The sequence below is a fragment of the Marivita hallyeonensis genome (genome assembly GCF_900129875.1).
Lineage (GTDB): Bacteria > Pseudomonadota > Alphaproteobacteria > Rhodobacterales > Rhodobacteraceae > Marivita > Marivita hallyeonensis.
Map to the genome: position 1 here is coordinate 234307 of NZ_FQXC01000003.1, position 21636 is coordinate 255942.

The 21636-nt window shown below is 61.2% G+C and carries 19 protein-coding genes; 10 read left to right on the forward strand and 9 right to left on the reverse strand.

Translation table 11 applies throughout. The features are described 5' to 3' along the window. The first annotated feature begins 181 nt into the window (after nt 1-181). Nucleotides 182-868, forward strand: coding sequence for a hypothetical protein (locus tag BUA42_RS10590; RefSeq protein WP_072777718.1), 687 nt, complete (start codon nt 182-184; stop codon nt 866-868). A gap of 2 nt (nt 869-870) precedes the next feature. On the opposite strand, the gene BUA42_RS10595 is transcribed toward BUA42_RS10590, so the two are convergent. Then, nucleotides 871-1782 carry a patatin-like phospholipase family protein gene (locus BUA42_RS10595; protein ID WP_072778413.1) on the reverse strand — a complete coding sequence of 304 codons (912 nt, stop codon included), beginning with the start codon at nt 1780-1782 and terminating at the stop codon, nt 871-873. 241 nt (nt 1783-2023) lie between these two features. On the opposite strand from BUA42_RS10595, the gene BUA42_RS10600 reads away from it, so the two are divergent. Together BUA42_RS10600 and BUA42_RS10605 are read left to right on the forward strand one after the other, a co-directional pair. Further along, nucleotides 2024-3175 carry a beta propeller repeat protein gene (locus tag BUA42_RS10600; protein ID WP_072777719.1) on the forward strand — a complete coding sequence of 384 codons (1152 nt, stop codon included), beginning with the start codon at nt 2024-2026 and terminating at the stop codon, nt 3173-3175. Nucleotides 3176-3302: 127 nt separating this feature from the next. Further along, entirely contained in the window at nt 3303-3707 is a 405-nt protein-coding gene (locus tag BUA42_RS10605; RefSeq protein ID WP_072777720.1) for a VOC family protein, read from the forward strand. A 141-nt stretch (nt 3708-3848) separates the two neighbouring features. Here the strand turns inward: BUA42_RS10605 and BUA42_RS10610 are convergent, their stop codons facing one another. From BUA42_RS10610 to BUA42_RS10625, 4 genes are all read right to left on the reverse strand, one after another. Beyond that, nucleotides 3849-4871, reverse strand: coding sequence for an aspartate-semialdehyde dehydrogenase (locus BUA42_RS10610; RefSeq protein ID WP_072777721.1), 1023 nt, complete (start codon nt 4869-4871; stop codon nt 3849-3851). A 125-nt stretch (nt 4872-4996) separates the two neighbouring features. After that, complete coding sequence (locus BUA42_RS10615; protein ID WP_072777722.1) at nt 4997-7345, reverse strand: aldehyde dehydrogenase family protein; 2349 nt, start codon at nt 7343-7345, stop codon at nt 4997-4999. 33 nt (nt 7346-7378) lie between these two features. Next, nucleotides 7379-8374, reverse strand: coding sequence for a deoxyribose-phosphate aldolase (gene deoC, locus BUA42_RS10620; protein WP_072778415.1), 996 nt, complete (start codon nt 8372-8374; stop codon nt 7379-7381). Between the two features lie 87 nt (nt 8375-8461). Then, entirely contained in the window at nt 8462-9145 is a 684-nt protein-coding gene (locus BUA42_RS10625) for a hypothetical protein (protein ID WP_072778416.1), read from the reverse strand. A gap of 53 nt (nt 9146-9198) precedes the next feature. Between BUA42_RS10625 and BUA42_RS10630 the strand changes: the two genes are divergently transcribed. Both BUA42_RS10630 and BUA42_RS10635 read left to right on the forward strand, forming a co-directional pair. Continuing rightward, a complete protein-coding gene (locus BUA42_RS10630; RefSeq protein WP_072777723.1) occupies nt 9199-9900 on the forward strand; it encodes a 4'-phosphopantetheinyl transferase family protein in 702 nt (233 codons plus the stop codon). A gap of 85 nt (nt 9901-9985) precedes the next feature. After that, on the forward strand, nt 9986-12979 hold the full coding sequence (locus BUA42_RS10635; protein ID WP_084066195.1) for an error-prone DNA polymerase: 2994 nt from the start codon (nt 9986-9988) through the stop codon (nt 12977-12979). On the opposite strand, the gene BUA42_RS10640 is transcribed toward BUA42_RS10635, so the two are convergent. Continuing rightward, entirely contained in the window at nt 12957-13655 is a 699-nt protein-coding gene (locus tag BUA42_RS10640; RefSeq protein WP_072777724.1) for an ArsR/SmtB family transcription factor, read from the reverse strand. The two genes, BUA42_RS10635 and BUA42_RS10640, sit on opposite strands and share 23 nt — an antisense overlap. 104 nt (nt 13656-13759) lie before the next feature. Here BUA42_RS10640 and BUA42_RS10645 point away from each other — a divergent pair, with 104 nt between their 5' ends. Both BUA42_RS10645 and BUA42_RS10650 read left to right on the forward strand, forming a co-directional pair. After that, the gene (locus BUA42_RS10645) at nt 13760-14083 is read left to right on the forward strand and encodes an NIPSNAP family protein (protein ID WP_072777725.1); all 324 of its coding nucleotides are present in this window, start codon (nt 13760-13762) and stop codon (nt 14081-14083) included. Next, on the forward strand, nt 14080-14424 hold the full coding sequence (locus BUA42_RS10650; RefSeq protein WP_072777726.1) for an antibiotic biosynthesis monooxygenase family protein: 345 nt from the start codon (nt 14080-14082) through the stop codon (nt 14422-14424). Before BUA42_RS10645 ends, BUA42_RS10650 begins: the two co-directional genes overlap by 4 nt. Nucleotides 14425-14515: 91 nt before the next feature. Here the strand turns inward: BUA42_RS10650 and BUA42_RS10655 are convergent, their stop codons facing one another. The 3 genes from BUA42_RS10655 to smpB form a co-directional block, all read right to left on the reverse strand. Then, nucleotides 14516-15700, reverse strand: a complete 1185-nt coding sequence (locus tag BUA42_RS10655) for an amino acid aminotransferase (protein WP_072777727.1) — start codon at nt 15698-15700, stop codon at nt 14516-14518. Continuing rightward, a complete protein-coding gene (gene sseA, locus BUA42_RS10660) occupies nt 15700-16557 on the reverse strand; it encodes a 3-mercaptopyruvate sulfurtransferase (protein WP_072777728.1) in 858 nt (285 codons plus the stop codon). Before sseA ends, BUA42_RS10655 begins: the two co-directional genes overlap by 1 nt. Before the next feature lie 115 nt (nt 16558-16672). Beyond that, a complete protein-coding gene (smpB, locus tag BUA42_RS10665; RefSeq protein WP_072777729.1) occupies nt 16673-17146 on the reverse strand; it encodes an SsrA-binding protein SmpB in 474 nt (157 codons plus the stop codon). A gap of 263 nt (nt 17147-17409) precedes the next feature. On the opposite strand from smpB, the gene BUA42_RS10670 reads away from it, so the two are divergent. The 3 genes from BUA42_RS10670 (at nt 17410) to BUA42_RS10680 (ending at nt 21626) form a co-directional block, all read left to right on the forward strand. After that, a complete protein-coding gene (locus BUA42_RS10670) occupies nt 17410-18795 on the forward strand; it encodes a cytochrome ubiquinol oxidase subunit I (protein ID WP_072777730.1) in 1386 nt (461 codons plus the stop codon). 5 nt (nt 18796-18800) lie between these two features. After that, nucleotides 18801-19811, forward strand: coding sequence for a cytochrome d ubiquinol oxidase subunit II (locus tag BUA42_RS10675; RefSeq protein WP_072777731.1), 1011 nt, complete (start codon nt 18801-18803; stop codon nt 19809-19811). Nucleotides 19812-19886: 75 nt separating this feature from the next. Beyond that, nucleotides 19887-21626 carry a SulP family inorganic anion transporter gene (locus tag BUA42_RS10680; protein ID WP_072777732.1) on the forward strand — a complete coding sequence of 580 codons (1740 nt, stop codon included), beginning with the start codon at nt 19887-19889 and terminating at the stop codon, nt 21624-21626. Nucleotides 21627-21636 lie beyond the last annotated feature (10 nt).

Genomic DNA, 21636 nt, shown 5'->3' on the forward strand with positions numbered 1-21636 from the left:
TTGGGCAGATCGACATGGCGCGCCCGGGTGTGAAGAACGCGCAACAGGTGGAAGTCTTTCGTGAAGTGACATCAGGCTCAAGCAAACCAAACCTGCCCGCCCGTGATCCTTGTTCTTTTCCCCAAGTTTGGTCAGTCTGCCGGACATTGAAAATTCAACGTTCTTGCATTTGAGAGCCATTGTGGAAAATCTCTTCATCCTTGTCCTGATTGCCGGGAGTGGCCTTGGCACGGCCATCATGTTTTTCGCGTTCAAGAAGACCCGTGAGAAACAGGCGGACTATGAGGCATTCGCGCAAAGGCACGGGTGGACCTACGCCTACAGCCCGGCAACTCACAACATGCCCAGCATCATCGAGTTTCGCGACCCGGGCGATGACTGGTCCCTCAAGCTCTTTAGCGGTCAGGGATCCTCAAAACACCGAATGGAATGGCGCTCACCCCAGGGGGCGTTGTCGGATGGCGAGGCCGTGCTTGGCATGCCACTTCCGGAAAAGTCGGCGGCAATGATGCAAAGTGGCGGTGCCATCGGGCAACAAATCCTGAAGGCCGCGCTCAAGGCGACGATCCATGCCGTGGGGAACACGCGCTTCGATCTGAAGATCGATGAGGCCAACGCAGGCGACCCGGGCGGCGCGGTGATGGCATCAGATGGACAGGCACATGCGATGGACGCGCTGCGTCGGAACACCGACCTTGCCCGCTTCCGCGAAGAACAGCCGAAAGCCGAGGTACCGGTCGTCATTCGCGACGAGGACGGCCTCAGGCTGCGCCGCGTCGGTCGCGTGAAACAACCCGAAGACCTGATCGGCATCATAGACCTGGGCAAATCCCTGCGGGCGGATCTGATACGCGACGCAAACGCGTGACCTCACACACCGGCGTAACGCCGAATGTCCTCCGCGTTTTCCTCCACGATCCGACGCCCTTCCGCGATGGCCTCCTCCGCGCGGTGGAAATCGAAGATCGACATATGCGCAAGCCGCGCATCCATCAGCACATGCGGCGGGTGCCCCGCAAGCTTCGACCGTCGGATCCCGTCCGTCATGATGTCGATAGAGGTGGCGATCACGTCAAGATATTGCGGCGTCACCTCGGGCACATGCGTCCAATCAAGCATCGATGTCAGCGCGGGAGGCAACTTGGACAGGTATCCCCGCCATGACGCCATCATGCCGCCTTCGTCTTCCGAGATGTCCTCGTGCGACCAGTAGACGTCGTTCAGGCTTCCATTCGGGTTGACCGCGATCACCACATCTGCGCCGAGGATGTGACAGGCACTGACCGGAAGCGGATTGGTCAGACCGCCGTCAAGAAACCAGCGGTCACCGATCCTGAACGGGCTGACGACACCGGGAAGCGCGACAGAGGCACGGACCGCCTCGCCGATATCTCCCTTCGTCATCCAGACTTCGCGACCGGTTGCCATATCCGTCGCCACAAGCGCGAGCGGGACGGATTGATCCTCGATCCGATTGGATTTGAGAAGTCCTTTGACCACGTTCAGGATCTCGGCCCCTTCGACAAGGCCACCGGACGAAAGATTGAAATCCAGCAAGCGGAAAAAACTGCGCGGTGTAAGCTTCAGTGCCCAGTCTTCCAAGGCATCAAGCCCGTCCCCCGCATAGATCGCACCCACAAGCGCTCCCATGGACGCACCCGACACGACGTCCGGTTTCACCCCGATATCAGAGAGCGCGCGGAGAACGCCGATATGACACCACCCCCGCGCCCCGCCGCTGCCGAGGGCAAGCCCGATCTTGGGACGGCGTTTTGTGGGCATGACGCTTCCTCGCGTGTCACGATTGCTCGAAACAGAGCCTGCACCACAGGCAACCCGCGCGACAAGGGCAGATCGCGGAATGCAGACACCGCCAGGCAAAAGATGCGCCGTTCCGTTTTGAGCGCGTTTTGACCAATCGCGCCGGCAAGCGGCGTCACCGTCGGACTCGGAATCGTTGAGATGCGGGCGTTTTGGTGCCATCCTTTGCCATACCGAAACGCGTACCGGGGGCCGTTTCACCATGACACACACCGTTCATCTACTCGTCGGCACGACCAAAGGTGCCTTCATCCTGACCAGCGAGGATCGACACGCTTGGGAGGTCAGCGGACCGCATTGCGACGGTTGGTGCATCAACCACATGGCGGCCGATCCGGACACAGGCATGCTCTGGGCCGGGGGTGGCGATGACTGGTCCGGCGCGGGCGTGTGGCGGTCATCCGACGGAGGGACAACCTGGACCGTTGCCCAACTTTCCAGCGGAGAGCGCGACAAGTGGGCCGCGCAAGACCCCGATTTCGCGGCCATGATCGGCTGGACAGACACGCCCCCGGTCTTCGGCGACGAATTGCACTCTGTCTGGTCGCTGCGCCACGCTCACGGTGCACTTTGGGCCGGAGCAAAACCGGGCACGCTTCTCAAAAGCAGCGACAATGGCGAAACCTGGGAAAAGAACGATGCTCTGGCATCCTTTCCTGGACGCGAAGACTGGAACCCGGGCGCGGCCGGTCTGACCCTGCACACCATCGTCACTTCTCCGGACGATCCCGCAAAGATCTGGCTCGGCATCTCTGCTGCCGGTGTGTTCGCGTCCGAAGACGGTGGCGCAAGCTGGGAACGGCGCAACCGCCTGTCCAACGCGGAATCCTGCGCCGACCATCCCCACCCGGCGGCCCCATCGAACGGCGAAACAGGCCATTGCGTGCACAACATGGTCCGGGCGAAAGGCTCTGATCTGCTCTACCAGCAGAACCATCACGGCGTCTGGCGGTCCAACGATGGCGGACGCCACTGGCACGACATCACCGAGGGGCTTCCCTCGACATTCGGCTTTCCCGTCGCTGTCGATCCGCATGACCCGCAACGGATCTGGACGCTGCCCCTCAATGGCGACAGCGCGGGCCGCTACCCACCTGATGCAAGCGCGGCGGTCTGGGCCTCCGAAGATGGCGGCAACAACTGGACGGCCAAGCGAAAAGGTCTGCCACAGCAAAACTGCTTCTTCACCGTCCTCCGCCAGGCCATGACGACCGACACGCGCAACGACACAGGCGTGTATTTCGGCACCAATTCAGGATCAGTCTTCGGCAGCCGCGACCGCGGTGAGACGTGGAACGAAGTCGCACGTCACCTTCCAACGGTATTGTCCGTCGAGGCTGTCGAACTGCATTAGAACCGCGATCTATCCTGAAACTCTGCAGCCATTTTCGAGAATTCTGCACCGGTTTGACCGACGTCATTTTTGCATTTCCAAAACACCGGTAGTTGCGTTTCGACACACATTGCAGGGAATAAAAAATATGCTTCCATCTGAGAGCTCGGTCACATTCACAACCGAGAAGATTGCCGAAGCACGCGAATTCTACGAACACTTCTTTGACGCCAAGTCGAGTTTCGACTGCGGTTGGTACGTTGTGCTCAAGCTGGGGGGCGTCGCCACGGGACCAGAACTTGGTTTCATGGAACCACAAAACGGCGCCACGCCCTATGCGGGCGGAGCAACCGTCAATCTTACGTTTCCCAATGTTGATGCGGTCCACGCGGAACTCACAAATCGCGGTGCTGTCCCCGTCATGCCGCTCGAAGACCATCCGTGGGGCGACAGGGGCTTCGCCGTCGTCGACCCGCTTGGCACCATGGTTTATTGCCTTACGCCGATTGAAGCCGCAGACGAATTCAAGGCCTATCAAGTCGCGTTGGAGTAAAGACGTCGCCGACGGACAACGCAGTGTAGGATCGCCGAAGAACCCCAACCGGCCATTGATTGTTCAATAGCTTTGGCGTCGAACAAAAAAGCCCCCGGCAAACGAGCCGAGGGCTTCAAAACTTTCACGAACAAGCGCCAATCAGCCCTTCTTCAGAACCTCACGCCCCAGCACTTCGGCGATCTGAACAGCATTCAGCGCCGCGCCCTTGCGAAGGTTGTCGGACACACACCAAAGGTTCAGCCCGTTTTCGACCGTCGAATCCTGACGAATGCGGCTGATGAACGTCGCGAAGTCACCCACGCATTCCTTCGGCGTGACGTAGCCACCGTCCTCGCGCTTGTCGATCACCATGATGCCTGGCGCTTCGCGCAGGATGTCGCGCGCCTCGTCCTCGTCAAGGAAATCCTCGAATTCGATGTTGATCGCTTCCGAATGCCCAACAAACACCGGCACGCGCACGCAAGTCGCTGTGACCTTGATCGACGGATCAACGATCTTCTTCGTCTCCGCGACCATCTTCCACTCTTCCTTCGTGGAGCCGTCCTCAAGGAAAACGTCGATATGCGGAATGACGTTGAACGCGATGTCCTTGGTGTAGACCTTGCGCTCGTAATTTGCCGTTGGGTTGTAGACCGCCTTCGTCTGGTCCCACAGCTCGTCAATCGCATCTTTGCCAGAGCCGGACACCGACTGGTACGTGCTCACCACGACACGCTTGATCTTTGCCCGGTCGTGCAGCGGTTTCAGCGCCACAACCATCTGCGCCGTCGAGCAGTTCGGGTTCGCGATGATGTTCTTCTTCGCATAGCCGTGAATCGCGTCTGCATTCACCTCTGGAACGATCAACGGAACATCCGGATCGTAGCGGTAAAGCGACGAGTTATCGATCACGACACAGCCCGCTTTCGCCGCAATCGGCGCGTATTTCTCCGTCGCGTCCGACCCGATGGCGAACAGCGCGAAATCCCAGCCTGTGAAATCAAACGTGTCGATGTCCTGCGTTTTCAGCGTCGTGTCGCCAAAGCTGACCTCCGTCCCAAGCGACCGGCGCGACGCAAGCGCGGCGATCTCGTCTACGGGAAACTCGCGCTCGGCGAGGATGTTCAGCATTTCACGGCCCACATTTCCGGTGGCGCCGGCAACTACGACTCTGTAGCCCATCTGGCTCTCCTTTCACTGGCCAGCCACGGTCGTGACGCAGCTGGACTGCCGCGGCTCATACAGGACGTGCTGCACATGCGAAAGGGGGCGCGAACGCGCCGAATGTCACGGGTGTGTCGAACCGGTCAGGCGCCGTAGGGCACCCAGACCGTCTTCACCTCGGTCGCGGCATCGAGGAACACAGCGCCTTCGCCCTCCGTCCCGAACCAGTCGCGACCGCGCCCATGGTTGACCCAGGTCCGCTTCAGGTTCTCCGCCGCACCACGTTCGATCTCGGCCGACAGGTCCGAAGACGAGAAGGACCAGACCGCCTCCAGATCCATATGGCTCGCCAGAGTCGGCGCCAATTCGTCATGCCGCCCGGTCAGGATGTTCACCACGCCACCCGGCACATCAGAGGTATCAAGCACCTGATAAAAGTCCGTCGCCGCCAGCGGAAACGGCTCAGACGCCACGAGGATCACCCGATTGCCCATCGCGATCGCGGGCGCCATCAGCGACACGAGACCCAGAAGCGGATGTTCGTCCGGGCAAAGCGCCGCGATCACGCCGCAGGGTTCACGCATCGCAAGCGCCACGCCGCGCAACGGCACTTGCGCCACGCGTCCATCGTACTTGTCCGCCCAGGCCGCGTAGGTGAAGAGCCGGTTCACCGACACATCCACCTCTTTCGCACCGCTTCGGGCACCCGTCATCTGGTTCAAACGCGCCGCGAACTCGTCTTTCCGCGCAGCCAGATTCTCCGCGATGTAGTAAAGGATCTGCGCCCGCAGATGCGCCGTTGTGCCGGCCCAGGCCTTTGCCCCACGCGCCGCCTCAACGGCGTTGCGCACATCCTTGCGATTCGCCAGCGGCGCCTGGCCGATCAGCTTGCCGGTTTTGGTGAAGACGTCATAAGCATATCCGCCGTCAGGCCGCGCTTGCTTGCCATCGATATAAAGCTTGGCCGTCCGATCCACCGCTTGTGGTTCCGCATCCGGTCCGGAACTGAACCCGACCACCCTGGACAATGCTTTCGCTGTGACCGCGGGCTTCGTGTAGGCCATCATTCCTTCCGGCCCGCCCTCGCGACCAAACCCGCTCTCGCGCACACCGCCAAAAGGCGCAGCAGCGTCGAACATGTTCGTCCCGTTCACCCAAACAACACCCGCCGCCAGTTTCGGCGCGATATCCAAGGCGACGTTGATGTTCTCCGACCACACCGTCGCCGCCAGCCCGTAGCGCGTGTTGTTCGCCAACTCGACCGCTTCAGACGGCGTGCGGAAGGTTGTCCCAACAAGAACGGGTCCGAAGATCTCCTCCTGCATGAGCGGGTCCGCCGGGCTTAGCCCCGTGATCAGCGTCGGTGGGTAAAAACATCCGCTCTCGGGCAAAGCCGCCGCCGATTGATAGGTCTCGCCCGCCGTGTTGCCGTCCACCAGCCTCTGAATCGTCTGCAATTGCACAGGATCGACAATCGCACCCACATCGATGGACTTGTCCATCGGCGATCCCACCCGCAGCTTGTCCATCCGCGCGCGCAACTTTCCATAGAAACGATCCGCCGCACCTTCCTGCACCAACAGCCGCGAGCCTGCGCAACAGACCTGCCCCTGATTGAACCAGATCGCATCGACCAGACCCTCGACAGCCGAATCCAGATCCGCATCCTCGAAAACGATGTACGGCGACTTGCCGCCAAGCTCCAAGGTCAGCGCCTTGCCAGATCCTGCCGTCGCCACGCGAATACGCCGCCCGACAGCGGTCGACCCGGTGAAGGCCACCTTGTCCACATCCGGATGCGTGACGACCATCTCACCCACGGCGCCGTCCCCGGTGACGATGTTCACAACCCCTTTGGGCAAGCCCGCCTGTCGGCACAGGTCGGCAAAGAGAAGCGCTGTGAGCGACGTATATTCCGCCGGCTTCAGCACCACCGTGTTGCCCGCCGCCAGCGCAGGGGCCACTTTCCACGCCAGCATCAAGAGCGGAAAGTTCCACGGGATCACCTGCCCGCACACGCCGTGCGCCACGCGTCCCGCACACACACTGTCGAACAACTGCGCCTGTCCAGCGTGGTAGTAGAAGTGCCGTTGCGCCAGGGGGATATCGATGTCGCGGCTCTCACGAATAGGCTTGCCGTTGTCGAGCGTCTCCAACACCGCGAACAACCGCGAGTGCTTCTGCAACAACCGCGCCAGCGCATAGAGATATCGCGCACGTCCCGAACCGCCCAGCTTCTCCCACTTCCCCTGCGCCTTCCGGGCCGCCGCAACCGCCGCATCCACATCCGACTGCGTCGCTTGGCTGAGATGCGCCAGCACGTCGCCATCCGCCGGGTTGCGGCTTTCGAACACATCACCCGGATCGGTCATCCGGCCGTCGATGAAATGTCCGAACCGATCCCCCTGATCGACCAGCCACGCAAGCGCGTCACCCGCCGATTCTGGCGCTGACCCGTAATCCATCGTCTCGAATATCTCTTGAACGGTCATGGCTTCTTCTTTTCAAAAATATGCATTGAAGACCTATCCACTCGCATGCCGCCAGGATGCAGAGTAGGCCCCCGTCACATGATGCTCCAACTGTCGCTCGATATCGCCCAGAAGCGACGACGCTCCGAACCGGAATAGGTCATTCCGCAGCCAGCGATCCCCCAGCTCTTCCTTCATCAGTGACAGATAGACGAGGGAATCCTTCGCCTTAGAAATCCCGCCAGCAGGCTTGTACCCAACGCGGTAACCGGTCTCCTCGAAATACTCCCGAATGGCCCGGATCATCACCAAGGACACCGGCAGCGTGGCGTTCACGCTCTCCTTGCCGGTCGAGGTCTTGATGAAATCCGCGCCAGCCATCATGCACACCAAAGACGCCCGCGCCACGTTCTGCAGCGTGCCCAATTCGCCGGTCGCCAGAATCGCCTTCACATGCGCCTCACCACAGGCCGCGCGAAACGTCTTCATCTCGTCGTAAAGAGCGTCCCAGTTCCCCGTCAGCACATGCCGCCGCGAGATCACGATATCGATCTCCGCCGCACCCGCTTTCACGCTTTCCTCGATCTCTGCCACGCGCAGATGAAACGGCGACAGTCCGGCCGGAAACCCGGTGCTGACGGCAGCTACGGGAATGCCGGACCCGTTCAACGCCTGAACCGCCGCTTCCACCATGTCGTGGTAGACACAGACCGCGCCAACGGTCAGCCCCTCCATGCCCAGCGCCTCAAGCAGATCGGCGCGAACAGGCTGGCGCGCCTTGGCGCACAGCCGCGCAACCCGACCCACCGTGTCATCACCGGCCAGCGTCGTCAGGTCGATGCACGTGATCGCCCGACAAAGCCACGCCGCTTGGTGCACCTTCTTCACTGACCGCCGCCCCGGCAGGGTCGCCGCCCGCCGCTCGATCGCGGATCGGTTCGCCGTGGCGCGCATCACCCAGTCCAGGTCCAGGTCCATCCCCGGATTGCGCGGCTCCAGCGTCTGCGGAAGTTGCATCGTCTCTGTTTGCTTATCGGTCGCAGTCTGCATCGACATCACTCCTTGCCCGCAATGCTGACACGCCCCCTACACAACGGCAAGCCGCGACGCCGCGTAGGTCGGGGAAGTTTGTCCGACCTACCGGATCAAATTCGAAAACCACCGTTTGAACCCGTTCTTCTGCGGCCGCAAAATCGGCAAATGCAGAATCCGCGGTTTCGGCTGGTCCGAATAGATCAGCTCAGACGCCTCGAAGATCCGCTTGTTGAACTGGGGCGGCAAGACATAAAACCGCAGGTCCGAGGTCCAGAGCGTTTCTCGGAAGGTCGGCTGGTCAATCTTCATGCCCGCCTCGTCATAAGCCAACTGCCAATCGTCAAAAAACCGATCTGTGGCTGCGTTCTTGCGATAAAGGAGCACGCCGCAATTGATTTCGGGAAAGGTCTCCGGCAGCGCTGTCTTCCACATCCGCTTGTGACGCGGACGATGCCAGAGCATCACCTGGGCTCCACACAGATCGAACCGCTGGAGAAGATCGAACAGAGACCCCAAATCCGCCCGGACAAGCGTGTCATTGTCCAGATAAAGCGTCTCGTCAAACGGGCTGAACTTCAACGCCCCGACTTTCGGACGGGTCATGTCCGACGGAATGACAAAAGCCTGATCGAACCCCGTCGTGTCATCGTCCGCCGCACACCAGATCGCGCAGGGCAGTCCCGGGTTGGACCGCTTCACCGACGCCGCCGACCGCCGCGCCACATCCACATGCGCGCGCCCCCAGGCCACGTACATCACCCCGCGCCGCGCTCTGTGTTCCGTCATCATCGCCTCTGCCCGCTTGACGCCCTGCTGTGCCTGGTGTCTGCAATACCACCATGACGCGCCGAACACAGCCAGACCCGATCGGTTTTTTGACCGATGTCCAAACGCAGCGGATCGGCGCCAGGACCTGTCTTCTCACCGCCGTCTACCACCCCGACTGCTATGATCCGGCCCTCTTTGAAGCCGCCGATCTGCCGATGCCCCCCCGGATCGCGCGCAGCATCCGCAAACGGCAAATGGAGTTCCTGTCCGGTCGTCTGCTGGCACAGACGGCGCAGGCGCAGTTGGGCCTCACCCCACAACCGATTGACATTGCCGAGAGCCGTGCCCCGGTATGGCCCGATGGAGTGACAGGCTCGCTCAGCCACGCAAGAGGCCGCTGCGCCGCGATCCTGTCCACCGACACCACACATCACTTCGGTATTGATTGTGAGGCCGTGGTCGACGGATCAGCCCTGACCGCGATCCAGACCCAGACCCTCACCGAGGCGGACAAGGCGTTTGTCACCACAGCCTCTGAAGCCACCTGCCTTTTCTCCGCCAAAGAGGCTGTCTTCAAAGCGCTGCACCCGCAGGTCGGGCGGTTCTTCGGCTTCGACGCCGCCGAACTGGCCGCGCCGATCGGCGCCGATAGCCTGACACTGCGCCTGACCGATGATCTGAATGACGGTTTCCGGGCTGGCCACCTGCTTGAGGTCCACCACCAGACCCTCGAATCCCATGTCCTGACGTGGCTGCGCGTGCCTGCCCGCTGAACTTCTTCTTTTTCCAAATATGCAAATACGACCGTGATCACCGAATCACTGGAAATAGAACAAAAGAAGAACATAAAATACCGATATGTTCGCCGAACTGTCGATCACCTCGAATTTCACCTTCCTCACCGGGGCTTCTCACCCCGAGGAGTACATGACCCGTGCCGCCGAGCTGGGCCTTTCGGCCATCGCCATCACCGACACCAACACCGTCGCCGGGATCGTCCGCGCCTGGTCTGAGGCGAAACAGATCAAACGCCTGCTGAAAGAGCGCGCGGCGCAGGACGCAAAACAGGGCCCCATCGGTCCGCCCGTGCCGGGCCATATCGACCATCACCGCTCCCACATCCTCACACATGTCCCCCGCCTCATCCCCGGCGCGAAGATCGTGACAGAGACCGGCTTCACCGCCACCGCGCTCGCCAGCACCCGGCAGGGCTGGGCGCAACTGTGCCGCCTCATCACCAAGGGCCGCACCCGCGCGCCCAAGGGTGACTGCCATCTCACGCTCGAAGACCTGCTGCAGTGCACGGACGGCCTCCTCTGGCTCCTGCACCCGTCAACACAGGCCGAGGTGCAGACCGGCGGCGCGCACGACTGGCTACCACAGGCGGAGCGGCTGTCGCGCCGCTTTGCCAAGGAAACCTACCTCGTGCTCAGCCCGCATTATGACGGACAGGACCCCCAGCGCTTCGACAACCATGCTGCACTCGCCGCACAGCTCAACATCCCCACCATTGCCTCGGCCACGCCGATCCTGCACCACGGCCGCCGCCGCCGCATGGCAGATGTGGTCACTGCCATCCGCACGGGATGTCGGGTGGACGAACTGGGCACGCAGGCACTGGCCAATGGTGAGCAGCGCCTGCGGTCCGAGGCCGAGATGCGCCGCCTGCTCGGTCCCCATGCCGATGCGGTCGACCGCGCCGCGCAGCTGGCACAGGACTGCCATTTCGACCTTGGCCAGTTGCGCTACGAATACCCAAGCGAGATCACCGCAAATGAGACCGCCACGGAGCGGCTCAAACGGCTCACCTATGAAGGCATGAAATGGCGCTACCCCTATGGCGCCACGGAAAAGGTGAAGCGCCTGCTCAAACACGAACTGACCCTGATCGAAAAGCTGAACTATGAGCCCTATTTTTTGACTGTCCGCGACATCGTCCATTTCGCCCGGGGGCGCGGCATCCTCTGCCAGGGGCGTGGATCGGCGGCGAATTCGGTGGTCTGCTACTGCCTCGGCGTGACCTCGGTCTCGCCGGAACTGGGCACGATGGTGTTCGAGCGCTTCGTATCAGAGGCGCGGGACGAGCCCCCCGATATCGACGTCGATTTCGAACACGAACGCCGGGAAGAGGTGATCCAGCACATCTACGAACGCTACGGCCGCCACCGCGCGGGCCTCTGCGCAACGGTGATCCACTACCGCGGCAAACGCGCCATCCGCGAGGTCGGCGCGGCCATGGGACTAAGCCAGGACACCATCGGCGCGCTGTCTTCACAGCTTTGGGGGTTCTTCTCGACCAACGGTCTGGAAGAGCACCGCATGCGCGAGATTGGTCTTGATCCGAACGACCGCCGTTTGCGTCTGACGATGGAGCTGATCTTCGAGATCATCGGCTTCCCCCGCCACCTGTCCCAGCATGTCGGCGGCTTCATCATCACCGAAGGGCGGCTGGACGAACTGGTCCCCATCGAAAACGCCACGATGGAGGATCGCACCGTCATCTGTTGGGACAAGGACGATATCGACGCTTTGGGCATCCTCAAGGTCGATGTGCTGGCGCTCGGCATGCTTTCCTGCATCCGCAAGAGCTTTGACCTCCTGAAACTGCACCACAACGAGACCCACACGCTCGCCACGCTGCCACCCGAAGACCCGGCGGTCTACGACATGCTCTGCCGCGCCGACAGCATCGGGGTGTTTCAGGTCGAAAGCCGCGCGCAGATGAACTTCCTGCCGCGCATGCGCCCGCGCACGTTTTACGATCTGGTCATCGAAGTCGCCATCATCCGCCCCGGCCCCATTCAGGGCGACATGGTCCACCCCTACATCCGCCGCCGCAACGGCGAAGAGGAGGTGAGCTTTCCGTCAGACGAACTCGGACAGGTGCTGGGCAAAACCCTTGGCGTGCCGCTGTTTCAGGAACAGGCGATGCAGATCGCCATCGTCGGCGCGGGCTTCACCCCGGAACAGGCCGACCGTCTGCGCCGGTCACTCGCCACCTTCAAGAAACACGGCAACGTGTCGGAATTCCGAACCCTCTTCATGCGCGGCATGCGGCGCAACGGCTACGAAGACGACTTCGCCGAACGCTGTTTCTCACAGATCGAAGGTTTCGGCTCTTACGGCTTCCCGGAAAGCCACGCCGCCAGCTTCGCGCTTCTGGTCTATGCCAGCGCGTGGATCAAACACCACCACCCCGGCATTTTCGCCTGCGCGCTTCTGAACTCCCAGCCGATGGGCTTCTACGCCCCGGCCCAGATCGTCCGTGACGCCCGCGAACATGGTGTGACCGTCCTGCCGATCTGCATCAATGCAAGCTTCTGGGACAACGTGATGGAACCCGCCCCCGATGGCAGCCTCGCCCTGCGCTTGGGCTTCCGCCAGATCAAGGGCATCTCGGAAGAGGATGCCAGCTGGATCGCCGCCGGGCGTGGCAATGGCTATCAAAGCGTGTCCGATCTCTGGCGCCGCGCCGGTCTCGACCCGGCCACCATCGCGCGACTGGCCGAGGCGGACAGCTTCCGCGATATCGGCCTCAGCCGCCGCGACGCGCTCTGGGAAGCGAAGGCGCTCGTGAAAACGAAACCGCTGCCGCTCTTCGATGGCGACATCGACGGCGAAGGCATCGATGAGCCCGCCGCGCTCTTGCCACAGATGACAGAGGGTGAGCAGGTGGTCGAAGACTACGTTGCCATGCGTCTGACCCTGCGGCGCCACCCGGTCGCGCTCTTGCGGCACCTGCTGACGCCCGGTACGTCCTGTACGGATCAGCCGTACAAACGGTACAAGGCGTTCGGAAAACCCAAGCCCGCGCCGATGCCGCTTCCCGTCACGCGCGGGAATCCGGACTGACCGGAAACGCATGATTGAACCGCCGCAACCCGTCCGTTGAAAACCGCACGATCCGCGTGTCCCGCACCCGATGCGCCCAGCCCGCTTCCTCGAACCGTTTGAGCAAGGCCCGTCCCAGCGAACCGGCCAGATGCGGCCGCCGCGCGCTCCAGTCGAGACAGGTGCGGCAGAGCGGAGCGCGGGATTTGACCAATTGGTCAAAATCGACACCAAGCTCGCGCACAAATCGCTCGCCCGCTTCGGTCAGGCGCGGCGTGTCAGCGTCCAACACCATGAAATTCCGGGCCAAAAGGCTGTCATAGAGCTGAATGCCCCGCGTGCCCGCAAGGTGGTTGTAGCAGACTCGCGCCGCGCGCAATTGTGCGTCTTTCGGCCCTGTCCGCGTCCGCAGATGCCCGTGCCCGGCGGCAAAGCCCATGAGCGCTTCCAGCACCTGCGCCACCTCATCCCCGGCCAGCGCAAAATATTTGTGCCGCCCCTGCCGCGCTTCCTTCACCAATCCGCCATCCACCAGCCGCGCCAGATGTGACGACGCCGTCGACGCCGAAACCCCCGCCTCTGTCGCCAGTTCCCCGGCCGTCAACGCCTTGCCGCTCATCAACGCCGTCAGAATATTCGCCCGCGCCGGATCGCCGATCAGCGACGCAATCCGGGCAATGTCAGGTCCGTGTTTCATGCGTCCAGTCTACTCCAAAGGTCCGCGCGCACAATTCGATCCGCATCGAAACGTTCGCGACGGATTTCATGCCAAAAGCTAGTAACCAGAGGAAAGGACCAGACATGCTGACCTGCATCATCCGCTATCACATCGACCCGACCAAGAAAGCCCAGTTCGAAACCTACGCGCGCAACTGGGGCCAGGCGATCCCGCGCTGCGGGGCCGATCTCATCGGCTACTATGCACCTCACGAAGGCTCAAGCACGCTGGCCTACGGTATCTACAACATTGAGAACCTCGCCGAATACGAGGCTTACCGCGCCCGCCTCGCCGCCGATCCGTTGGGGCAGGAAAACTATGCCTTCGCGCAATCCGAGAAGTTCCTCTTGCGCGAGGATCGCACCTTCCTGAAACTCTGCTCCACGCCACATGGGGACCCAAAATGATTGCCATCATCTTCGAAGTCATGCCTGCCGAGGGCCAGAAAGACGCCTACCTCGACATTGCCGCCGCCATGCGGCCGATGGTCGAAGAGGTCGACGGCTTCATCTCGGTCGAACGGTTCCAGAGCCTGACCAATCCGGACAAGCTCCTGTCGATCAGCTTTTTCGAGGATGAAGAGGCCGTTTTGCGCTGGCGTAAACTGGCGGCGCATCGGAATGCGCAGTCGAAAGGGCGCAACGGGGTCTTTTCGGACTACCGTCTGCGCGTCGCGCATGTGCTGCGCGACTACGGGATGTTCGACCGGGAGCAGGCACCGGAGGATAGCGTGAAGACGCACGGTTGAAGCCGACGCACCCGCGTACATACGCTTCAACGCTTCCTTGGCAGAATTCCTTCAGGGTGGAGGGCGGTAGGGAGAGGGACGTATTGCGTCCCTATATCCCCACCTCAACGATGGCTTTCGCGAGGATCGGCACCGTTTCCTTATTGAGACCGGCGATGTTCAAACGAGAGTCGCCGACCAGATAGATCGCGTGATCTTCGCGCAGTTTATCGACCTTGTCCGTCGACGCGCCGAGCCGGGAGAACATGCCGCGGTGTTGCGCGATAAAGCCAAACCGGTCGGACCCGGACGCCCGTTGCAGTTCGCTGGCGAGCAGATCGCGCAGACCCAGCATGGAATTGCGCACCTCTTCCAGTTCGGCCATCCAGTCCATGCGCAGCGCGTCGTCAGTCAGGACCATCGTCACCAAGCGCGCGCCGTGGTCCGGCGGAAAAGAATAGTTCTGACGGTTGAGGTAAGCGAGCGTGCCCTGGTTCAGCTTGTGCGCAGCGGAGTTTTGCGACACGGCCATGAGCAGGCCAGTCCGCTCGCGATAGATTCCGAAATTCTTGGAACAGCTCGCCGCGATGATCGTCTCGGGCACCGACGACGCGATCAGCCGGGTTGCGGCAGCGTCTTCGTCCAACCCGTCGCCGAAGCCCTGATAAGCGATGTCGACCATCGGCGTGGCGCCGGTTTTGTTCAGAAGATCGACTACCGCCTGCCACTCGGTCATGTTCAGGTTCGCACCGGTCGGGTTGTGGCAGCAGCCATGCACCAACACGATGTCGCCGGGACCGGCCTGCGCCAGATCGGCCATCATGCCGTCGAAATCCACGCCCCGGCTGTCCTCATCGAAGTAGCGGTAGGGCACCATGGTCATGCCCATGTGCTTGAGAATCGAAAGGTGGTTCGGCCATGTCGGGTTGCTGACGAAAATCTTGGCCGACGGGTTTGCCATGCGGACCATGTCAAACCCTTGACGCACCGCCCCCGTGCCCCCAGGCGTCGCAACCGCGGCCACATTGGCACGCGGCACCGCATCGCCCAGAACCAACGCGATCATCGCGTCCGCGAAGGCCGGGTCGCCGGCGAGGCCGGTATAGGCCTTCGTCGTCTCTGTCTCCCACAGCTGCTTTTCAGCTGCCTTCACAGCGCGCATGATTGGTGTGTTGCCGGACGCGTCTTTGTAGACGCCAACGCCAAGGTCGATCTTCCCTTCCCGCGGGTCTTCCCGGAAGGTTTGCATCAGCGCGAGGATCTTGTCGGCCGGTTGTTCTTTGAGTGTCTCAAACATCAGTCATCTCCGGTGGCCACGGGCACGGTGGGGAACATCCCCCATTCCGACCAGGAGCCGTCATAAAGCGAAACGTCGTCTTTCCCCATCCGCGCCAGCGCAAGCGACAGGATCGCCGCTGTCACACCCGACCCGCAAGTGGTGATCGCCGGTTTGGAGAGGTCGACCCCGGCGGCTTCGAAAATCGCACGGGTGTCCTTGGGTGTCTTCATGGTCTGATCGTCGTTCAGAAGAGACGCGTAGTGCACATTCTTCGAGCCGGGAATGTGACCCGCACGCAGACCGGGCCGGGGTTCTTCTTCGTCGCCCCGGAAGCGCGACGGTGACCGCGCGTCGATGATCTCCTGATCGCGGAGCTTCGAGGCGGCAGACACTTGCGTGACGTCTTTCACAAGATGCGCCTGCCGCCGGACAGTCATGTGCCGATCCCGGATCATGGGCGGCAGATCTTCCAGTTCCCGTCCTTCGGCGACCCACTTGGGCAAGCCGCCGTCCAACACCGCCACGTCATTCTGACCCATCAACTTGAACAGCCACCAGACTCGCGCAGCCGAGAAAAGACCGGTGCCATCGTAGACCACGACCTGATGACCATCGCCCACCCCCATGGCGCGCATCCGAGACATGAATTTCTCGATCGGCGGTGCCATGTGCGGCAGGTCGGACCGGGTGTCCGAGATATCGGGGATGTCGAAGAACCGTGCGCCCGGGATGTGGCCCGCCTCGTACTCGGCTTTGGCATCGCGTCCGCTATCCGGCATATGCCACGACGCGTCGAGAATGCGCAGGTCGGGGTCGCGCATATGCGACGCAAGCCAATCGGTGGATACGAGAGTTCTGGGATCGTCTTGTGCCATACATGCCCCCGGAGGTGTCACGACTCTGCATAAGAGCGCGCGGCGCGACTCGCAAGGCCAGCCCCTTGCGCACAGCGCCTCTATCCAAGGTTTTCAAATTGGGAGAAGACCGGGGTCAGCCGCCGGTTTTCAGAAGACGTTGTTTCTGTCGGCCCCAATCGCGTTTCGCCTGGGTGTCACGCTTGTCGTAGTTCTTCTTACCCTTGGCGATGCCCAGCTTCATCTTCACGATGCCTTTGTGATTGAAGTAAAGCACCATGGGAACAAGGGTCATGCCCTTGCGCTGCGTCTCGTTCCAGAGCTTCGCCAGTTCCTTGCGCGACACCAGCAGCTTGCGGCGGCGACGTTCCTCATGCGGAAACATCGCGCGTTTGTACGGCGCAATGTACGAGTTCACGAGCCAGAGCTCACCGTCTTCGACCGCCGCATAGCTTTCGGCGATGTTCGAGGTGTTTTCCCGAAGCGACTTCACCTCGGACCCCTGCAGAACGATCCCGACTTCGAGGTCATCCTCAATGGCATAGTCAAACCGCGCCCGACGATTGTCGGCGATCACCTTGTAGTTCGGGTTGTCCTTCGGTTTGGCCATTGGTGCGGTCTCCTTCGTCCGCGAACGTTGTAGATATAGGAAAACCGCCACCGATTGAAACCGCTTTCTCGGTCAGGCGTTCTCTGATCAGACGACGGTTGTTCAGTCCGATGGAAAAGACCCGATAACCGGACGATTCCATCTTAGAATCAACGTCTTGCAGTGGGTCGACAACCTGTCGCGCGCCCTGCGGTCGCAGGGACCTGAAAACCTGCATTCCTGACCTAACTTACAGGTCAACAGAAAGGTTGAGCGGTACTGACATGGACACACTGATCCTCTCGCGCATCCAGTTCGGCGCTAATATCTCATTCCACATCCTTTTCCCGACCATCACCATCGCGTTGGGTTGGGTGTTGTTGTTCTTCAAGCTTCGGTTCAGCCGCACGGGCGAGCAGAAATGGCTCGAAGCCTATCGGTTTTGGGTCAAAATCTTCGCTCTCAGCTTTGCTATGGGCGTGGTGAGCGGCATCACAATGTCGTTCCAGTTCGGAACCAACTGGCCGGGGTTCATGGAGAGCGTCGGCAACATTGCCGGACCGCTTTTGGCCTATGAGGTTATGACCGCCTTCTTCCTCGAAGCGGTGTTCCTCGGGATCATGCTGTTCGGCATGTCCAAGGTGCCCAGCTGGCTGCACACCTTGTCGACGTTCCTTGTGGCGTTCGGCACGACGATGTCTGCCTTCTGGATTCTCGTCTTGAACTCGTGGATGCACACTCCCGCAGGGTTCGAAATGCGCGATGGCGTGGCCTACGCGACCGACTGGCTGGCAATTATCTTCAATCCGTCCATGCCGTACCGCCTGGTACACATGCTGCTGGCCTCTGGTCTGACGGTGGCCTTCCTGATCGCAGGGATCAGCGCGTTCCGCTGGCTCATCGGTGACCGCTCAGACGGTGTGCGTGCGACGCTGAAAACCGGGCTGACCATCGGCGCATTCCTCATTCCGCTCCAGATCCTTGCTGGGGATTTCCACGGTCTCAACACACTTGAGCACCAGCCGCAGAAAGTCGCGGCGATGGAAGGCAACTGGGAGACCCGTCCCAACGTGCCGCTGGTCCTCTTCGCGATCCCGAACGAAGAAACGCGCTCGAATGACTTCGAGATCGGTATCCCGAACGGCGCGTCATTGATCCTCAAGCACTCGGCAGATGGTGTGGTGCCCGGCCTCAACGATTTCGTGGCTGAGGACGGAACGGTTCAGCACCCACCGGTGGCGCCTGTCTTCTTCAGCTTTCGGATCATGGTGGCGACAGGCTTTGCCATGTTGCTGCTCAGCTGGACAGCCGTGTACTTCATGGCTCGCAAACGTCGGGGCGTCGAAGGCTTGCCGAAGCCCTTGCTTTACGCACTCGTGCCGATGGCGTTCTCGGGCTGGCTCGCAACACTTGCGGGTTGGTACACGACTGAAATCGGCCGCCAGCCTTGGCTCGTACAGGGTGTGCTGACAACGGAAGCCGCGGTGGCTGACGTGCCTGCCCCGATGGTGCTGAGCACATTGATCGCCTACCTTGTGATCTATGTGCTGCTTCTCGCAGCTTATGTGGGTGTCATCTTCTACCTCGCGCGCAAGGCCAGCAAAGGCGAACGGATCGGGCCTCGCATCCCGGTCGCGCCGAAGGCGCAAGTTACGGTCGCAGCGGAGTAACCATTATGTATCTGTTCGGCGATCCAGAAGTCTGGCTGCCCCTCGCCTTTGCGGCTCTCTTGGGCGTGTCCATCCTGATCTATGTGGTTCTTGACGGTTTCGACCTTGGCGTCGGGGTTCTTTTCCCCTTCGCCGAAGCCGAGGAAAAGGACCGCATGATCGCGTCCATTGGTCCGTTCTGGGACGCAAACGAGACGTGGCTTGTGTTGGCGATTGGCATCTTGCTTGTCGCGTTTCCGTCCGCACACGGGACAATCCTGACGGCGCTTTACCTCCCCGTTGCGATCATGCTGATCGGCCTCATCTTACGAGGCGTATCCTTCGAATTCCGGGTCAAGGCCCCGGCTCCGTACAAGAAATCGTGGGACAATGCGTTCTACATCGGCTCCATGATGACCTCGCTGAGCCAGGGATACATGCTGGGCCTCTACATCATGGGTCTTCAAATCACGCCGTTCACGCTTCTCTTCGCCTGCGTGACGGCAGTGTTCCTGACCGTCGCCTATTCCTTCATCGGGGCCACATGGCTGATCCTGAAAACAGATGGCGAGCTTCAGAAAAAGGCGGTTGCCTGGTCGAAAGGCGGAATCTGGGGCGTTGTTCTGGGTCTTGGTGCAGTATCGTTGGCGTCGCCTTGGGTCAGCCCCCGCATTTTCGAGAAATGGTTCTCGATGCCCGAGTTCTTCTTGCTTCTGCCTTTGCCTTTGATGTCCGCAGCTCTGATCGCGTTGCTTTGGATCGCGCTGCGCCGCTTGCCCACGCAGGATGACAGCTTTGCGTGGTTCCCGTTCGCGGCGACGATTGTGCTCTTTGTCCTCGGCTTCTTTGGGATGGCCTATTCGTTCTATCCGTTCATTGTACCCGAGCAGATCACAATCTACGAAGCGGCGAGCGCGCCCGAAAGCCTGTTCATCATCCTGATAGGCACCTGTTTCGTGCTTCCGATGATCCTTGGTTACACGGCACTGGCCTATACAGTGTTCCGGGGCAAGGCGACGACACTCAGCTACGAGTGAAATCGCGTCGTAAAGGGCTTTTCAAATTCAATAATGTGAATATATAGAGTGGGACCTGATCAAGGACCCACTCTCGTGACACGCAAGCGCACCCTCTCCACGTTCCTTCCTATCCTCGGATGGGCGCGGCAGTACAGCCGTCAGGACGCGGTTGATGACAGCATGGCGGCGGTGATCGTCACGATCATGTTGATCCCTCAGTCGCTCGCTTACGCATTGCTTGCGGGTCTGCCGCCCGAGATGGGCCTCTATGCATCTATTCTACCGCTCGTGGCTTATGCCATTTTCGGTACAAGCCGGTCGCTGGCCGTTGGACCGGTTGCGGTACTGTCCCTGATGACCGCAGCCGCGATTGGCGCGCTTGGGTTGACAACTCCACAGGACATCGCCCTCGCCGCCGCACTCCTCGCCCTCATGTCGGGCGGCATGCTTCTTGCCATGGGGTTATTGCGTCTTGGCCAAGTGACCAATTTCCTGAGCCATCCGGTGATTTCCGGTTTCATCACGGCGTCGGGCCTCCTGATCGCAGCGTCGCAGCTGCGGCATCTTCTGGGCATCGACGCTCACGGCCACACATTGGTCGAAACGCTACACTCGCTGACGCAATCCTTGCCCGACACGCATCTGCCCACTGTCATTGTCGGAGGGATCGCGCTTGCAAGTCTGATCTGGTCGCGGCGCAGCCTGAAGGCCGCGTTGCTCAAGATCGGGTTCAAGGCCCGCGCGGCGGAATTGACCGCGAAAGCCGGCCCCATCGTCGTCGTGATCGGCACCACAGTTGCAGCCTGGGCGCTTGACCTCGGCGCGCAGGGCGTGGCGCTTGTCGGCAGTGTGCCAACTGGTCTGCCTCCAATTGGCCTGCCCAGCTTAGACCTTGGTTTGATACGCGACCTTTGGGTGCCTGCGCTCATGATCTCGGTCATTGGTTTCGTCGAATCCGCCTCGGTCGCCCAGACCTTGGCGCGGAAGCGGAAGCAACGCATCGACCCAGATCAGGAACTCCTCGCCCTCGGTGCCTCCAACATCGCATCCAGCATCTCGGGCGGCTTCCCGGTGACAGGTGGCTTCGCCCGATCTGTCGTCAATTTCGACGCCGGCGCGCGCACACCCGCTGCGGGGGCTTTCACCGCGATCGGATTGGCTTTCGCCGCGTTCGCACTGACACCGCTGCTCTTCCATTTGCCGAAGGCAACTCTCGCGGCGACGATTATCGTCGCCGTTCTGGGTCTTGTCGATTTCGGCATCCTGAAGCGTGCCTGGGGATATTCGAAGGTCGATTTCATCGCCGTCGCCGCCACGCTCATCACCACGCTGGCGTTCGGTGTCGAACCCGGTGTCCTGACAGGGGTCGCCGCTTCGATTGCATTGCACCTCTACAAGACCTCTCGTCCACACGTGGCCGAGGTGGGGCGCATGCCGCAGTCCGAGCACTTCCGCAATGTGCTGCGCCACGAGGTGGAGACTTTGCCCGACACGCTGATGCTGCGTGTCGACGAAAGCCTCTACTTCGCCAACGCGCGTTTTCTCGAAGACCTGATCGAAGAACGGACCGCGGGGGATCACCCGCCACGCAACCTCGTGCTTGTTATGTCCGCAGTGAACGAGGTGGACATGAGCGCCTTGGAAACGCTTGAAGACATCAACACGACCTTGCGGTCACGCAGCATCGATTTGCACCTCTGCGAGGTCAAGGGCCCAGTCATGGACAGGCTGCAGAAAACGCATCTGATCCGCGACCTCACAGGTCAGGTATTTCTGTCGCAATGGCAGGCGTGGCGCGCCTTGGGCGGCTCTGACACGCCGCGCAGCGCCTAGGCGCGGTCTG

What these genes read in the sequence shown, in the direction of transcription:
- BUA42_RS10635 (WP_084066195.1), top strand. Translation starts at nt 9,986, where the DNA reads ATGTTCGCCGAACTGTCGATCACCTCGAATTTCACCTTCCTCACCGGG.
- BUA42_RS10650 (WP_072777726.1), top strand. Translation starts at nt 14,080, where the DNA reads ATGATTGCCATCATCTTCGAAGTCATGCCTGCCGAGGGCCAGAAAGAC.
- BUA42_RS10655 (WP_072777727.1), bottom strand. Translation starts at nt 15,700, where the DNA reads ATGTTTGAGACACTCAAAGAACAACCGGCCGACAAGATCCTCGCGCTG.
- BUA42_RS10640 (WP_072777724.1), bottom strand. Translation starts at nt 13,655, where the DNA reads ATGAAACACGGACCTGACATTGCCCGGATTGCGTCGCTGATCGGCGAT.
- smpB (WP_072777729.1), bottom strand. Translation starts at nt 17,146, where the DNA reads ATGGCCAAACCGAAGGACAACCCGAACTACAAGGTGATCGCCGACAAT.
- deoC (WP_072778415.1), bottom strand. Translation starts at nt 8,374, where the DNA reads ATGCAGACTGCGACCGATAAGCAAACAGAGACGATGCAACTTCCGCAG.
- BUA42_RS10610 (WP_072777721.1), bottom strand. Translation starts at nt 4,871, where the DNA reads ATGGGCTACAGAGTCGTAGTTGCCGGCGCCACCGGAAATGTGGGCCGT.
- BUA42_RS10645 (WP_072777725.1), top strand. Translation starts at nt 13,760, where the DNA reads ATGCTGACCTGCATCATCCGCTATCACATCGACCCGACCAAGAAAGCC.
- BUA42_RS10675 (WP_072777731.1), top strand. Translation starts at nt 18,801, where the DNA reads ATGTATCTGTTCGGCGATCCAGAAGTCTGGCTGCCCCTCGCCTTTGCG.
- BUA42_RS10630 (WP_072777723.1), top strand. Translation starts at nt 9,199, where the DNA reads ATGACGCGCCGAACACAGCCAGACCCGATCGGTTTTTTGACCGATGTC.
- BUA42_RS10625 (WP_072778416.1), bottom strand. Translation starts at nt 9,145, where the DNA reads ATGACGGAACACAGAGCGCGGCGCGGGGTGATGTACGTGGCCTGGGGG.
- BUA42_RS10605 (WP_072777720.1), top strand. Translation starts at nt 3,303, where the DNA reads ATGCTTCCATCTGAGAGCTCGGTCACATTCACAACCGAGAAGATTGCC.
- BUA42_RS10595 (WP_072778413.1), bottom strand. Translation starts at nt 1,782, where the DNA reads ATGCCCACAAAACGCCGTCCCAAGATCGGGCTTGCCCTCGGCAGCGGC.
- sseA (WP_072777728.1), bottom strand. Translation starts at nt 16,557, where the DNA reads ATGGCACAAGACGATCCCAGAACTCTCGTATCCACCGATTGGCTTGCG.
- BUA42_RS10600 (WP_072777719.1), top strand. Translation starts at nt 2,024, where the DNA reads ATGACACACACCGTTCATCTACTCGTCGGCACGACCAAAGGTGCCTTC.
- BUA42_RS10670 (WP_072777730.1), top strand. Translation starts at nt 17,410, where the DNA reads ATGGACACACTGATCCTCTCGCGCATCCAGTTCGGCGCTAATATCTCA.
- BUA42_RS10615 (WP_072777722.1), bottom strand. Translation starts at nt 7,345, where the DNA reads ATGACCGTTCAAGAGATATTCGAGACGATGGATTACGGGTCAGCGCCA.